This is a genomic window from Tenacibaculum adriaticum, assembly GCF_008124875.1.
GTDB lineage: Bacteria > Bacteroidota > Bacteroidia > Flavobacteriales > Flavobacteriaceae > Polaribacter > Polaribacter adriaticus.
Genome location: NZ_VNIA01000001.1, coordinates 512,721 through 528,767 on the forward strand (window position 1 = coordinate 512,721; position 16,047 = coordinate 528,767).

13 protein-coding genes are annotated in these 16,047 nt (G+C 31.4%); 8 read left to right on the forward strand and 5 right to left on the reverse strand.

What is annotated here, in order from left to right; genetic code table 11:
• The 6 genes from C7447_RS14710 to C7447_RS02400 all read left to right on the forward strand — a co-directional run.
• Positions 1-1,503 (forward strand): GEVED domain-containing protein (locus tag C7447_RS14710; RefSeq protein WP_170245876.1); only part of this gene is annotated, 1,503 nt, incomplete at its 5' end.
• A gap of 269 nt (positions 1,504-1,772) precedes the next feature.
• Positions 1,773-4,436: a GEVED domain-containing protein gene (locus C7447_RS02380; RefSeq protein ID WP_246143000.1), complete on the forward strand. Its 2,664-nt coding sequence runs from the start codon at positions 1,773-1,775 to the stop codon at positions 4,434-4,436.
• Between the two features lie 79 nt (positions 4,437-4,515).
• Positions 4,516-6,375, forward strand: coding sequence for an ABC-F family ATP-binding cassette domain-containing protein (locus C7447_RS02385; RefSeq protein WP_148868580.1), 1,860 nt, complete (start codon positions 4,516-4,518; stop codon positions 6,373-6,375).
• Between the two features lie 30 nt (positions 6,376-6,405).
• The gene (locus tag C7447_RS02390; RefSeq protein WP_148868581.1) at positions 6,406-7,083 is read left to right on the forward strand and encodes a response regulator transcription factor; all 678 of its coding nucleotides are present in this window, start codon (positions 6,406-6,408) and stop codon (positions 7,081-7,083) included.
• Positions 7,080-8,378: a sensor histidine kinase gene (locus C7447_RS02395; RefSeq protein WP_148868582.1), complete on the forward strand. Its 1,299-nt coding sequence runs from the start codon at positions 7,080-7,082 to the stop codon at positions 8,376-8,378. The genes C7447_RS02390 and C7447_RS02395 overlap by 4 nt, the downstream gene beginning before the upstream one ends.
• A gap of 72 nt (positions 8,379-8,450) precedes the next feature.
• Positions 8,451-8,819, forward strand: coding sequence for a hypothetical protein (locus C7447_RS02400; protein WP_148868583.1), 369 nt, complete (start codon positions 8,451-8,453; stop codon positions 8,817-8,819).
• Between the two features lie 113 nt (positions 8,820-8,932).
• On the opposite strand, the gene C7447_RS02405 is transcribed toward C7447_RS02400, so the two are convergent.
• From C7447_RS02405 to C7447_RS02420, 4 genes are all read right to left on the reverse strand, one after another.
• On the reverse strand, positions 8,933-9,649 hold the full coding sequence (locus C7447_RS02405; protein WP_148868584.1) for a 3'-5' exonuclease: 717 nt from the start codon (positions 9,647-9,649) through the stop codon (positions 8,933-8,935).
• A complete protein-coding gene (locus C7447_RS02410) occupies positions 9,639-11,387 on the reverse strand; it encodes a DUF4153 domain-containing protein (RefSeq protein WP_148868585.1) in 1,749 nt (582 codons plus the stop codon). Before C7447_RS02410 ends, C7447_RS02405 begins: the two co-directional genes overlap by 11 nt.
• Before the next feature lie 67 nt (positions 11,388-11,454).
• Entirely contained in the window at positions 11,455-12,084 is a 630-nt protein-coding gene (locus C7447_RS02415) for a DUF6973 domain-containing protein (RefSeq protein ID WP_148868586.1), read from the reverse strand.
• 13 nt (positions 12,085-12,097) lie between these two features.
• The gene (locus C7447_RS02420; RefSeq protein WP_148868587.1) at positions 12,098-12,610 is read right to left on the reverse strand and encodes a DUF4442 domain-containing protein; all 513 of its coding nucleotides are present in this window, start codon (positions 12,608-12,610) and stop codon (positions 12,098-12,100) included.
• Positions 12,611-12,892: 282 nt separating this feature from the next.
• On the opposite strand from C7447_RS02420, the gene C7447_RS02425 reads away from it, so the two are divergent.
• On the forward strand, positions 12,893-13,591 hold the full coding sequence (locus C7447_RS02425) for a response regulator transcription factor (protein WP_148868588.1): 699 nt from the start codon (positions 12,893-12,895) through the stop codon (positions 13,589-13,591).
• A gap of 64 nt (positions 13,592-13,655) precedes the next feature.
• A complete protein-coding gene (locus C7447_RS02430; RefSeq protein WP_148868589.1) occupies positions 13,656-14,705 on the forward strand; it encodes a sensor histidine kinase in 1,050 nt (349 codons plus the stop codon).
• Here the strand turns inward: C7447_RS02430 and purD are convergent, their stop codons facing one another.
• A complete protein-coding gene (gene purD / locus C7447_RS02435; protein WP_148868590.1) occupies positions 14,706-15,980 on the reverse strand; it encodes a phosphoribosylamine--glycine ligase in 1,275 nt (424 codons plus the stop codon).
• Positions 15,981-16,047 lie beyond the last annotated feature (67 nt).

Consider the following 16,047-nt stretch of genomic DNA (forward strand, 5'->3'; position numbering starts at 1 on the left):
GGAGGAGGAAGTGGAACAGCAGCGACAACGAATGTTACTACAACAGGAACGCCACCATTAAACTATTGTGATTCTAAAGGAAATAGTGTTGCAGATGAATATATAGGAAGAGTTCAATTAGGAACTATTAATAATACTTCTGGAGGAGGAAGTGGATATACAGATCATACTTCAATTTCAACAACTTTATCAAAATCAGCATCAGCTACTATTACAATTACCCCTACTTGGACAGGAACCACGTATAATGAAGGTTATGCAGTGTTTATTGATTATAACCAAGATGGAGATTTTGCAGATAGTGGAGAAACAGTTTGGACGAAAACAGCTTCTAAAACGACGCCAGTTTCAGGATCATTTACGGTACCCGCAAGTGCAGCATCAGGAGCAACAAGAATGCGTGTTTCTATGAAATATAATGGAATACCAACTTCATGTGAAACATTTTCTTATGGAGAAGTAGAAGATTATACTGTGGTAATTGGAGCAGGAGCACCAGATACACAGGCACCTAGTACACCAGGAAACGTTAGTGCATCAAGCGTTACACAAACATCAGCAACACTAAGCTGGTCAGCATCATCAGATAATGTTGGAGTAACAGGATATGATGTGTATAGAGGAGCAACTTTTGTAACTTCAACCACATCAACATCTACAAATGTATCAGGATTAACAGCAGCAACAAGTTATACGTATTCAGTAAGAGCAAAAGATACAGCAGGAAATGAATCTGCATCAGGATCAGTAACATTTACTACATTAAGTAATCAAGTTTCTTACTGTGCATCAACAGGAAGTAGAGTTACGTATGAGTGGATTGATTATGTATCATTTGGAGGTATGACAAATTCAACTGGAGCTAATGGAGGTTACGGAGATTTTACAAGTCAAGTAGCAACAGTAGCACCAGGATCTACAAACCAAATTATTTTTAGTGCAGGATTTAGCGGAAGCACTTATACTGAGTTTTTTACAATTTGGATTGATTTTAACCAAAACGGAACATTCGAATCAAATGAAGAAGTGGTAGCAGGATCGTCATCAAGTGCCGGTAATTTATCAGCAGATATTATTGTGCCATCAGATGCGGTATTAGGAAATACGAGAATGCGTGTTTCTATGAAATATAATAGTAAATCTACAGCCTGCGAGTCTTTTGGAGATGGAGAGGTTGAAGACTACACGGTTAATATAACAAATTCGGCAGCGGTTGTTCAAACGTTTGGGGAAGTAGCCAATGTAAAAGCATCTACAATAGGTAATGAAGGCAGCTTTGTTCTAAAAGCGGTTCCAAATCCAGCGACTAATTTTGTTCATGTTAATTTACAAATTAGAGGAGATATTGCATCATATAGAATCCTAAATATTATAGGCCAATTAGTAAAAAAAGGAAAACTAAACGGAGAGAGTATTAGTCTATCTAATTTGAAAACAGGAATGTATATTTTAGAAGTTAATGATGGACAAAAGTTATTAAAAACCAAATTGGTAAAGAAATAACCTATCAGTTTCATGAGGAAATAAAACCCCAAGATGATTTTGCTTGGGGTTCTATTCTTATGATTAAACATAATTTTTTATGTTTTTTTACAGCTTACACTTAAATATTTACGATTTATACATAATTTTTTAATTTTCTTTTAACTTTAAATAAAAAAATTATATTTGCTACTGCTTTAACAAAAATTTATGATTTTTTTTAGATTATTTATTTTTAAATAACCTAAAGGTTAAGCAAAATATAATATTAATTAAAACCCTTCAATCAAATGAAAAAAATTACCCTAACACTTATGTGTTTATTATTTGTTGCTGTAAATTTTGCACAACAAAGAAACTGTCACTCAATGGAAAACCTTGAGTATAGACAATCTCTAGACCCGACATTACAACAACGTATGGGAGAAATAGAATCTTTTACTCAAAGAAAGGTAAGAGAAAAGGAAAGTAACCAAGCAAGAGTAGACGGTCAAATTATTACTATTCCTGTAGTAGTTCATGTTATTTATAGCAATTCTCAAGAAAATATTAGTGCTGCACAGATTCAGTCGCAATTAGATGTTTTAAATGAAGATTACCGTAGAACTAATTCTGATGCAAATAGTAAATGGTCTCAAGCAGCAGATACTCAAATTGAGTTTCAATTGGCGACTATAGATCCTAATGGTAACCCAACAACAGGTATTACTAGAAAATCTTCTTCTACAACTTCTTGGGGAACTAATGATGCAATGAAAAAATCATCTCAAGGAGGTGTGGACCCATGGGATGCTTCAGAATATTTAAATATGTGGGTTTGTAACATTGGAGGTGGAATTTTGGGATACGCTCAATTCCCAGGAGGTAGTGCTTCTACTGATGGTGTTGTTATGGGACCTCAATATTTTGGTAGTTCTGATAAAGGAACAGGATTTTATTTATCTGCTCCTTTCGATAAAGGAAGAACAACAACTCACGAAGTTGGTCACTTTTTAAACTTACGTCATATTTGGGGTGATGGAGGTTGTGGAGTAGATGATTTTGTATCAGATACTCCAGAATCAGATGCGGCTAATTATGGCTGTGAATCGTCACACTCTTCTTGTGGTTCTTTAGATATGGTAGAAAATTACATGGATTATTCTGATGATACTTGTATGAATTTATTTACGGTAGGACAAAAAGCAAGAATGCGTACTGTTTTAGAAGCAGGAGGGTCTCGTAGAAGTTTAGCATTATCTGATAAATTTGGAACCCCTTGTGATTTAGCAGCACCAGCCAGTTTATCGTCTTCAAGTGTTGGAGATAACGGATTTACAGTATCATGGAGTTCGGTTTCTGGTGCAGTATCTTATGATGTTACTGTTGGTGGAAGTACCTCAAACGTTTCTGGAACTTCATTTACTGCCTCAGGTTTAACAGCAGGAACTCAATATTCAGTATCTGTATCTGCTAAATGTTCAGATGGAGGAAGTGGAACAGCAGCGACAACGAATGTTACTACAACAGGAACGCCACCATTAAACTATTGTGATTCTAAAGGAAATAGTGTTGCAGATGAATATATAGGAAGAGTTCAATTAGGAACTATTAACAATACTTCTGGAGGAGGAAGTGGATATACAGATCATACTTCAATTTCAACAACTTTAGCAAAATCAGCATCAGCTACTATTACAATTACTCCTACTTGGACAGGAACCACGTATAATGAAGGTTATGCAGTGTTTATTGATTATAACCAAGATGGAGATTTTGCAGATAGTGGAGAAACAGTTTGGACGAAAACAGCTTCTAAAACGACACCAGTTTCAGGATCATTTACGGTACCAGCAAGTGCAGCATCAGGAGCAACAAGAATGCGTGTTTCTATGAAATATGATGGAGTGCCGACTTCATGTGAGACATTTTCTTATGGAGAAGTAGAAGATTATACTGTGGTAATTGGAGCAGGAGCACCAGATACACAGGCACCTAGTACACCAGGAAACGTTAGTGCATCAAGCGTTACACAAACATCAGCAACACTAAGCTGGTCAGCATCATCAGATAATGTTGGAGTAACAGGATATGATGTGTATAGAGGAGCAACTTTTGTAACTTCAACCACATCAACATCTACAAATGTATCAGGATTAACAGCAGCAACAAGTTATACGTATTCAGTAAGAGCAAAAGATGCAGCAGGAAATGAATCTGCAGCAGGCACTGTATCATTTACAACGTTGAGTAATCAGGTTTCTTATTGTACATCAACAGGAAGCAGAGTTACGTATGAGTGGATTGATTATGTGTCATTTGGAGGTATGACAAATTCAACAGGAGCTAATGGAGGTTATGGAGATTTTACAAGTCAAGTAGCAACAGTAGCTCCAGGATCATCAAATCAATTGTTAGTAAGTGCTGGTTTTAGCGGGTCTTCATATACAGAATTCTTTAGTGTATGGATTGATTTTAATCAAGATGGAACATTTGCTAGTAGTGAAAAAGTAGCATCAGGATCATCTAGTAGTGCAGGAAATTTAAGTTATACAGTTGCAGTACCTGCAAATGCAGTATTAGGAAATACAAGAATGCGTGTTTCTATGAAATATAACTCAGCATCAACTGCTTGTGAGTCTTTTGGAGATGGAGAAGTTGAAGATTATACGGTTAATATTTCAACATCTGCACGTTCTTACGGAGCTGATGTTTCTGCAGAAGCTTTAAGAAACGAGAAAGTTTTAGATGTAGTTGCATATCCAAATCCAGCAACCAGCTTTATTCAAGTAAAGTTAAATACTAAAGATACATCTAATGCAACGTATAGAATTGTGAATACAATCGGTCAATCTGTACAAACAGGTAGATTAGACAATGCAAACATTAACGTTTCCAAATTACAAACGGGAATGTATATTTTAGAAGTTAACGATGGTCAAAAGCTATTAACAACTAAATTGGTTAAGAAATAATCACCCTTCATTTTTTTAAAACCAATTAAACCCGAGCAAATTGCTCGGGTTTTTTGTTTCTTTGCGTAAAATTATACAGATGAATTACCTTACGGTTGAAAATATATCAAAAGCTTATGGCGAAAGAGTATTGTTTGAAGATATTTCTTTCGGAATTAATAAAGATCAGAAAATTGCATTTGTAGCAAAAAATGGTAGTGGAAAGACTTCTATTTTAAATATTATAGCAGGTTTAGATACACCAGACACGGGGCAAATAACGAGTCGAAAAGGAATTTATATAGCTTATTTAGCACAAGACGATAAATTAAATCCTGAGTTAACAATAGAGGAAACTATTTTTTCAACAGAAAATAAAATTCTTACGATTGTAAAACAATATGAAAAAGCACTAGAAAACCCTGATGAAGTTGAAGCTTATCAACATGCGTTTGAATTAATGGAGCAACACAATGCCTGGGATTTTGAAACACAATACAAACAAATTTTATCCAGATTGAAGTTGGATGACTTAAGTCAAAAAGTGGGTACGCTTTCTGGAGGCCAAAAAAAACGATTGGGGTTAGCGATTGTACTAATAAATAAACCAGATTTATTGATTTTAGATGAGCCAACCAACCATTTAGATTTAGAAATGATAGAATGGCTAGAGGCTTTTTTTGCAAAAGAAAAGATTACCTTGTTTATGGTAACGCACGACCGTTACTTTTTAGAGCGTGTATGCAATGAAATTATAGAGTTAGATAACGGACAGTTATATAAGTATAAAGGAAACTACTCGTATTACCTTCAAAATAAAGAAGAACGACAAGCGCTTGAAGCTGTTAACTTGAGTAAAGCAAAAAGTTTGTTCAAAAAAGAGTTGGAATGGATGCGTCGTCAACCTAAAGCACGAACTACGAAGTCGAAATCACGTATTGATGACTTCACTGAAATTAAAGAAAAAGCACATCAGCGAAGAAACGAACATGAAGTTCAGTTAGAAATTAACATGGAGCGCTTGGGAAGTAAAATTGTTGAGCTACATAAGTTAAAAAAATCTTTTGATGATAAAGTTATTTTAGACGGATTTGACTATGTGTTTACAAGAGGAGAACGCATAGGGATTATCGGAAAAAACGGAACAGGTAAGTCGTCTTTTTTAAATATTTTAACAGGAAAAGTTCCTGTTGATGGAGGAAAAGTGATTGTAGGAGAAACCGTAAAATTTGGTTACTATACCCAAAAAGGTATTGTTATTAAAGAAGGACAGAAAGTAATAGACGTTATTAAAGAATTTGGTGAGTATATTCCTTTAACGAAAGGAAGAAAAATTTCTGCAAGTCAATTATTAGAACGTTTTTTATTCGATAAAAAAAAGCAGCATGATTTCGTTGAAAAACTAAGTGGTGGAGAACAAAAAAGATTGTATTTGTGTGCGGTACTTATTCAAAATCCTAATTTTTTAATTCTGGATGAACCTACGAATGATTTAGATGTAGTTACTTTAAACGTGTTAGAAAACTTTCTATTAGATTACCCTGGTAATTTAATGGTTGTATCACATGACCGTTATTTTATGGATAAAATAGTGGATAATTTGTTTGTGTTTAGAGGCGATGGAATTGTTGAAAATTTCCCTGGAAATTATTCTGATTTTAGAGCTTATGAAGATTCTAAAGAAGAAGAACCCAAGGAAGAGAAGAAAGAGGTTGTAGCACCCGTTAAAACACCTCAAAAAGGAAAGTTAAGTTTTAATGAAAACCGAGAATTTGGTTTGTTAGAAAAAGATATTGAAAAACTTCAGAAGAAAAAAGCAATTATTGAAACACAATTTATGAATAATGAAGTTTCATCAGAAGACATTAATGATAAATCAATAGAGCTCCAACAAATTATTGAAGATTTAGAAACAAAAGAAGAACGTTGGTTTGAGCTTTCCATGAAGTTGGAAGGATAGTTAGTTGTATAGTAACAAAAGTCTATTTTTATGAAACTTTTAATTATTGAAGATGAACATTTATTAGCTGAAACTATGATGGCTTATCTTAACAAAGAAGGATATCAATGTGAATGGGTTGATAATTTAGAGAAAGCCAAAACTAAGAGTTGGGATTACGAGTATGATTGCTTGGTGGTAGATGTAAATTTACCAGACGGTAAAGGGTTTGAAGTCGTAAAGCAACTGAAAGAAATGAGGTCTGATTGTGGTATTATCATTATTTCAGCTAAACACGCCCTTGATGATAAAATTTATGGCTTAGAAATAGGGGCTGATGATTATCTTACAAAACCATTTGATTTGGTAGAGCTTAATGCCAGAATTAAGTCCATTTTACGACGACGAAATTTTAACGCTCAAAACACCATTGTTTTTAACGAAATTGAGGTTTTCCCAAATGATAAAAATGTAAAAGTTAATAATGAGTTTATAAAATTAACCAAAAAAGAGTACGATCTTTTACTATATTTTATAACTAATTTACATAGGGTGATTCCGAAAAGTTCTATTGCAGAACACTTATGGGGAGATCAAATGGACATGGCGGATTCCTATGATTTTATATACTCCCACCTTAAAAATCTCCGGAAAAAAATCTTAAAGAAAAACGGAAAAGACTACATACAAACAGTATATGGAGTGGGTTATAAATTTACAGATGAATGAAATTACTTAGGTTTACCAATCAATATTACTTCATAGGGCTTTTGATTGCATCGTTAGTAGGAAGTGTTTTAGCATTTTATATTACGAAATACAATATAAACGAAGGGTTTAATCAAAAACTATATGCAGAAAAAGAACAATTAATACATGAGCTTAATGAGTTTGATGAATTACTATCAACTTACACACTTAACATTGGTGATAAAATTAACATAAAAAAGGTGGATGAGGATCCCAGAATAGAAACATTTATAAAAGATACTGTTATGTACAGTACTTATGAAAAAAATAATCTTAATCATAGACAGATACTATTTTCTGAAAAAATTAAAGAAAATTATTATATAATAAGTATTACTAAATCCTTACTATCACAAGAAAACTTAATCAAAGATGTTTTAGAAATTATTTTTGTTATTATCATCCTGTTGTTTTTAACAATGGTATTATTAGCTAACATAGTATCTAAAATAGTTTGGAAGCCTTTTTATGACACATTATTCCAACTACGATCATACAACATAAAAAAGTCAGAATCATTAAAGCTTCTACCAACAAAGGTGTTAGAATTTAATGAGTTAAACACAACAATTGAAAACATGACTTTTCAGGTTGAAAAAGATTATAAATTGTTAAGAGAATATACAGAGAACGTTTCACATGAAATACAAACACCATTAGCTATTATCAAAAACAAAATAGAGTTATTATTACAAGATCAAACTCTTAATGAAGAACATTTAATTACATTAGCTCAGCTACATCAATCTACAGGGAGATTGTCTAGGTTAAGCAAAAACTTATCGATCTTAACTAAAATTGAAAACAATCAGTTTGTTGAAAATACAGAAATCTATTTAGCAGATTACATTAAAGAAAGAATAGAGGATTTTGAAGAATTATTAATTTTAAAAGACATTGAATTAACCACTAAATTTAAAGATAATCCCAAACTCTTATTAAACGAAACACTGGCGTATCTTCTTTTTAACAATTTAATTAGCAATGCCATTAAACACAATATCAAAGGAGGTGGGATTGCTATAGAAATTACAGATAAATCTTTTGTAATTACAAATACAGGAAAACCTCTTATTGTTTCTAAAGTAGAACTATTTAATAGATTTGTTAAATCTACAAATAGTTCAGAATCTACAGGTTTAGGATTATCTATGGTGAAAAAAATAATTTCTTTTTACAATTTTTATATTGCATATAAAAATGAAGATAACTTACATGTTATCACTGTTTTATTTATTAAAAAAAATATTTTAAATACTAAAAATATTTTTTAGGAGTTTTCTACAGATTCTCTCCAGATTTATATATCACTTTTGTGGCAAATAAAAATATAAATAAATAAAGTAATGAAAGAAATATTAAAGTCTTTTAAAGAGAATGTAAAATCTATTAGTGGTTTTATTGCAGTTTCAGTAACAGAAATTGAATCAGGTATATCTTATGATTCGGAAGCTATTGATGGTTTCGATCCAGAATTAGCATCAGCCTATAACTTAGAAGTGGTTAAAGCTAAGTTAAACGCCATTAAAGTATTAGGGCTTAAAGAAGATATTGAGGATATAACAATTACCTTAAACGGACAAGTACATATAATTAATGTAGCCCCTAGTGGTGCTTACTTTATTTATTTAGCAGTAGATTCTTCTAAAGCTAATTTAGGAATTACTAAGTCTTTATTAAATAAGCACAAACAAGAGTTATATAGCGCTTTATAATAAAGTTTCCGTAACGCAACAAAGTTTACCATTCATATAAAAAGCATCTGTTTTAAAACAGATGCTTTTTTTGTAAATTATAATAGTATTGTAAAAAGAATTCTGATTTATTATTAAACTTTAATAATGTTTTTTTCTTCAACCAAGGATAAATTATTAAAACGCAATAATAATTGTGCTACTGCAACGGTATCACGTTCACAATACTCAACAATACGCGGGAGGTTTTTCTCCTCGTAATATACGTTAGCGACCTCGCTACCATCAATATCTTGTTTTGGTGAAGGAACTCCTAAAATATGTGTTAATAACTTCAGCGAAGTATAGTGTTTATAATCACCAAACTTCCATAATTCTAAAGTGTCTAAATGCGGAACTTCCCATGGTTTTTTACCAAATAAATCGAGTTTTTTGGGTAACTCAACTTGCTGGATAATCATTCTACGAGCAATGTATGGAAAGTCAAACTCTTTTCCGTTATGAGCACATAGTATATGTTGAGGTTTGTTAAAATGATCTTCTAATAAGGTTTTAAAATCGATGAGGAGTTGTTTTTCATCATCAGAATAAAAAGAAGTAACTCTTAATTGATCAGCCCCTTTTAATTCTACGAAATACCCAACAGAAATACAGATTATTTTCCCAAACTCAGCCCAAATACCTGCTCTATGATAAAATTCTTCTGCAGTAAATTCATCTTTTCGTTGGTATTTGGTTTTAGCTTCGTATAGTTCTTGCATTTCTTTAGAAACGTCGTTCCAGTTTTCGTGTTGCGGAACAGTTTCTATATCTAGAAATAAAATATTTTTCAGATTGAGTTTATTGACCATTTTCTTTGATTAAAACATATCCGTTAGCAGAGTAAATATAATTTTTCTGATTGTTTTTATCCATAGAAATATCAACAAACACAATTTTTACTTTTAAGGAATCTAAAATTTTTTCAATCGTCATTAGATCAGGATCTATACCGTTATTTTTACTTTGCTTGTCAAGTGAATCCAAAAGGGAGGTGCAATCTAATATTCCTATTTCTGAATTGTTTTTCCAAATAGAGATTGTGTTAGATTTTTCTAACAGAATAAACTCATAGCCCAAATATTCTTTACGATTATCTTTAAAACTATTGAAATACACACGTTTAAAAAAATCATACCCTTTGGTGTTTATTATGGTGTTGAATTCATCTAAATTATAATATTTATTTTCAGAAGCTATTGTCGTTTTATCATCAATAGTAATATTCAAACTATCCATTAATTTATAAGGAATATCCCATTTGTTTTTACTTTTAAAAACTTCGTCTGGATTGTAGCCTAAAATATCGGTAATCTTATCAGTTTCATTTTTATTAGATAAATAGCGTATTATAGATTGTAACTGATTTTTCTTCTCGTAAGTAGTTGTGAAATTCTGTGCTTTAATTTCGTGATACACTTTTTTAAACTGATGTACTTGACTTTTGGTAGAAACCGAAAAAGCACTCCAGAATCCGAAGGAAGTAAGCAAAGCTAGTACAGCTAAACTCAATGGAAAATAATTGGTTTTTTTGTTTTTACTAATAAGCATGTAAGCTGTCATTCCTAAAATATAACATGCTAAAATGAGCACAAAATAACGATTTTCGGTAAATCCATATTCTGAAATTCTGCGAAAAATAGCTACAAAAAGTAATATGTTTAAAGGAAGTAACAACACATAAAACCACGGATAAAACCTTCGAATTGCTCTAGAATCTGTCGTTTGTTGAATCGGGCTGATTAAAATTTGAATAAGAAAACCTAAAAAGGAAAGTGCTACAACCAAATAAGAAACCCATCCTTTAGGTAAGTTCCAGTTCAGTACAATTTTTAAACTATAAGCATATAAAATGATAAGGTATAAAATTACTAAAGGAATCAAAACATACTTTACAAGAACCTCTAATGCTTTTGTATAGTTTACAATGGTTTTTTGGTGTATTTTCTTAGGAAAATCAGCTAAATACATCCAAGTATTTACAATACCTAAACAAATGATAAAAATTTGAAAGAAACGTTTTCCATCAACATCAATATTGAATAAATGTTTAAAAGCGAGAAGTGCAAGTGCAACACCAAGGTATAAGACTAAAGAGAAAAACAAGCTTCTAACAATGGCGATAAAAATGGATTTTATATAGTTGAAATAGGCGTTTTTATTCCACTTTAATAAAAAAGGAGCTACAAAAATCAGTAAATGTCCCGCTAATAAGTATAGCACAAACCGTGTGATGTTTGTATTGCTCATTCTACCTTCATTGGGCAGGCTTACATAAAACACAAAAATAAAGGATAATGTGATTAAGAAAATCCATTCTTTATCCGTTTTAAATTGTTCTTCAAAAAAACGAGTAGCGATTAACCAACTAATTCCTAAAATAAAGGTGAGAATTACCTTACCATAAAAAATTTTATCAAAGGTTTCTATTTCAACAGACCACAAAGTAAAAAGGGTTCCAATAATTGACCATGAAAGCGTAATAGGAAAGCGTTTAAAAGCTTCTTTACCTTTATGGGTAATTTCTCCTAATGAAGGAATTAATTTCATAGTAATCAATTTTTATAAAGGTAGAAATATTTTTATAAATTGATTTTAATCTGAAGAAGATTGACTTTTACTTATCAGTAATTATTTCGTTTGATTTTACTAAACATTTGTTGTTTTCCCATTTTCCTCTTAATGTTTTTGTATTGATGAGATTTCCTTTACAGGTTAGAAAGCGTTTTTTAGCGTCTTTTTTAATGATGAGCATTTTACCTTGATGAATTGCATTCACAATTAGATAAATTAATCTATTTTTAGTGTATTTTTCACCTTTTCTGGTTAGCGACAATCCAATTTCATTGTTATGTAAATCCATTTTCCTAGAAGCTTTGTCGGGTAAAACACCATCTTCTAATTTATTTTCTTTAAAATATTGATAATTTTCTTTTTCATGCGCTTTTCCTAAAGAACGTGCAGCAGATTCACCAATTTCTTGACGCAAACGTGCCATCCAAAAAGCATGACGAAAAGCATCTACCTGTCCACCTGCATGATCACCGTCTAATAAGCTTGTTTTTCGAATACTATCGGTTACACGACCAGCTTCTTTAGAAATAGCTAAGGCTTTTTTGGCTTTAAAAGGATGAAAGAAAATCCACCATTTTTTAGGACTCGAAAGGTTTTTAAATTTTTGATAATTAGATTGTGAAAACCCTGATATTGTAAAACACAAAATCAAAAGGAAAACAACATTTTTCATAGCAACTATTATATTATTTCTTCTTTTTTCTTTTCTCTTTGTAGTACTGTTTATCTGCGATGTAAATGATTTTTTCTAACTCACAGAAAACCGTTTTTTCTCCATCGGTTATATTCAGTTTTTTTATCAAGTCGATTTCCTTTTTTTCAGCGATATCTTTTTTGATGTTTTCTATTTCTTCCGAAGTAAAAACAAATTCAGCGTAAGCATTAGATTTTGCAGGCCTTCTGTATTTTATTTCGGCAGATTTATCCCAAACCACATAATCATCTCCTAAAATATGGAGTAACTGTATCATGTAAATAGGATCAGTTGCAGAGAATAAGCTTCCACCGAAAACACTACCAACATAGTTTTTGTTTTTATAACTAATAGGAATTTTAATTTTTACATCTAATAAATCATCCGAAGTATAAATAATACGCCCTGTTAATCTTCTGTACATTGGCGAAAGGTTGAAGCCAGATTTAAAAATCTGTGACTTTGTAAAGACTTTTTCAGCAAGTTTGGTAAGTGTTTTATACATACTTCAAAAGTATAAAAAAGAAAGGCTTGGTTATGTTCTAGTTATTTTTAAGTTGTTGTAAATGCAAATTTTTAAGGTAGTTAATTTTAATTTACTACTTTAATGGTTAATATAAGAGTCAAGTAAAATACTAAAACTCACATTAATTAAAAGTTAAGCTTCTGATAGTAAGCGTAATTTTTAATAAAAGCCTTAACATTAAATCAATGTTAAGTTAAACAGGTGTTGATTGTTTTAATTATATAATAGTTATTTTTGAGTTAAATTAATTAAACCAAAGAAATGAATACTAACGACATCAAGATTTTATTAGTCGATGACGAGCCAGATATTTTAGAAATTGTCGGGTATAATTTAAAATCAGAAGGATATCAGGTTTTTACTGCAAACAATGGTGCAGAAGGTGTGAAATTAGCTAAAAAAATAACTCCCCATTTAATTTTACTTGACATCATGATGCCAGAGATGGATGGTATTGAAGCTTGTGAAAAGATACGTAAAATAAAATCACTTGAAAATGTAATAATTTCTTTTTTAACAGCAAGAGGAGAAGACTATTCTCAAGTTGCCGGGTTTGATGCAGGTGCAGATGATTATATTACCAAACCAATAAAACCTAAAGTTTTAGTAAGCAAAGTAAAATCTCTCTTACGTCGCTTAAAAACAGAAACAGCAGAAGATACAACAACCAAAATTGGTGATATCTTAATTAACAGAGAAGAATATGTGGTTTTTAAAGCAGGAAAAAAAATCACATTACCTAGAAAAGAATTTGAACTTTTTTCTCTTTTAACCTCAAAACCAGGAAAAGTCTTTAAAAGAGAAACGATATTAGATAATGTTTGGGGTAATGAAGTTGTGGTTGGTGGAAGAACTATAGACGTACATATTAGAAAATTACGTGAAAAAATAGGAGATGATTATTTTAAAACGGTAAAAGGAGTAGGTTATAAATTTGTACTTGAATCTGCAGAAAAATAACATTAGTAACATACCAATAAAATTATGTAGATTGCTGTTTTAGCAATCTACTTTTTGTTTTAGAATGAAAAAAATAAAAAAAACATATAATTACGCTCTTTTATCAGCATTTTATTTAACCATATTATCTATTGCTATTGCATTACTTTCCTACTTGTTTTTCTTCCAATCATTAGGAGTTATTACGGTAGTTGTTTTTGGATTTTTACTTTTTACCATATCCTTTTTCATAATACAGTACAGAGCAGAACATTTTATCTATCAAAGGATTAAAAAATTATATCAAGATATTTCAATTTTAGATATCAATGATTTACATAGAGATAAAGTTACAACCGATGTAGAAGGTTTAACCAAAACAGTGCAGGAGTATGTTGAAGACAAAAAAGAAGAAATAGCTAATTTAACAGAAAGAGATTCTTTTAGAAGAGATTTCTTAGGAAATGTTGCGCATGAATTAAAAACACCACTCTTTACAGTACAGGGCTATATTTTAACACTTTTAGAAGGAGCTGCTAATAATAGAGAAATTAGGGAAAAATATTTAGAAAGAGCAAGTAAAGGTGTAGAAAGACTCACTTCTATTGTTAAAGATTTGGATATGATTGCTAAATTAGAAACAGAAGGAATGAAGATGAATATTGAAACATTTAATATTCTTGAGGTTATTCAAAATGTTTTTGATTTGTTTGAAATGAAAGCAAAAAAACGCAATATCAAATTAAAGTTTGATAAGATTTACGAGTTTCCAGTACTTGTTAAGGGAGATGTAGAAAGAATAGAACAAGTATTAATTAATTTAATTGTTAATTCCATTAAATATGGAAAAGTGGGTGGAGTTACTATTGCTTCTGTAGAAAACTATAATAAAAATAAATACATCATAAAAATAGCAGATAATGGAGAAGGCATAAAGCAAGAACACCTTCCTCGTTTGTTTGAACGTTTTTATCGAGTAGATCAAAGTCGTTCGAGAGAGCAAGGAGGTTCTGGTCTTGGTTTATCGATTGTAAAGCATATTATAGAAGCTCACAACGAAACAATTTTATTAAAAAGCACCTTCGGAGAAGGTTCTGAGTTTTCGTTTACGCTTGAAAAAGCTACCGTTATTTAATTATTGTAAATCAAAGCCAATATCTTTTCGATAATTCATTTTATCAAAAGATATTTTATCAATGTTTTTGTAGGATGTTTCTAAGGCTTCATTGATTGTTTTTCCTAATGAAGTAATAGCCATAACACGACCACCATTAGTAAGAACTTTATTGTTTTCTAATTTTGTTCCTGCGTGAAAAACGATAGAACCGTCAATGTTTTCTAACCCTAAAATTTCTTTCCCTTTTTCATACGATTCAGGATATCCACCAGAAACCAACATAACAGTTGTTGCTATCTTATCCGTTACTTTAAACGATTTTTCATGTAAATTTTGATGCGCAACTCCTTCAAATAAATCTAATAAATCCGATTCTATTCTTGGTAAAATTACTTCTGTTTCAGGATCACCCATTCGTACGTTGTATTCAATAACTTGCGGATTTCCATCAACATTCATTAAACCGATGAAAATAAATCCACGATAATCGATTCCGTCCTTCTGTAAACCATTTATAGTTGGTTTTACGACGTGTTCTTCAACTTTAGTTAAGAAATCCTCACTAGCGAACGGAACTGGAGAAATGGCACCCATTCCACCTGTATTTAAACCTGTATCACCTTCACCTATTCGTTTATAATCTTTAGCAGACGGTAAAATTTTATAACTTTTTCCATCCGTTAACACAAAAACAGAAAGTTCAATTCCGTCTAAAAATTCTTCAATAACAACTGTAGAAGATGCTTCTCCAAATTTCTGATGCGTTAACATCTCTTTCAATTCAGCTTTTGCTTCTTCTAAATTATTAAGAATTAAAACGCCTTTACCAGCAGCTAAACCATCTGCTTTTAAAACATAAGGAGGATTTAAAGTTTCTAAGAAATTAAACCCATCATTTAAATTTTCTTTGGTAAATGATTTATAACGAGCTGTTGGAATGTTATGTTTTTCCATGAATTGCTTAGAGAAATCTTTGCTACCCTCTAATAAAGCGCCATCTTTTTTAGGACCGATTACTGGAATTGATTTTAACTCATCATCATCTAAGAAAAAATCATGAACTCCGTCTACCAAAGGAGCTTCAGGCCCCACAACCACCATATCAATTTTATGGGTTAAAATTGTTTCTTTAACAGCAGTAAAATCAGTAGGATTGATGTTGATGTTTTTAGCAATTTTATGAGTCCCTGCATTACCAGGCGCTACAAAAATTTGATTTATTTTTTTACTTTGTAAAAGTTTGTAAACAAAAGCATGTTCGCGACCTCCCGAACCTAAAATTAGAATATTCATGTTGTTGTGTTGTTGAGGTGCAAATATAGGTTGGTTTATTAAAATAAAAAAGAGAAGCTATAGCTTC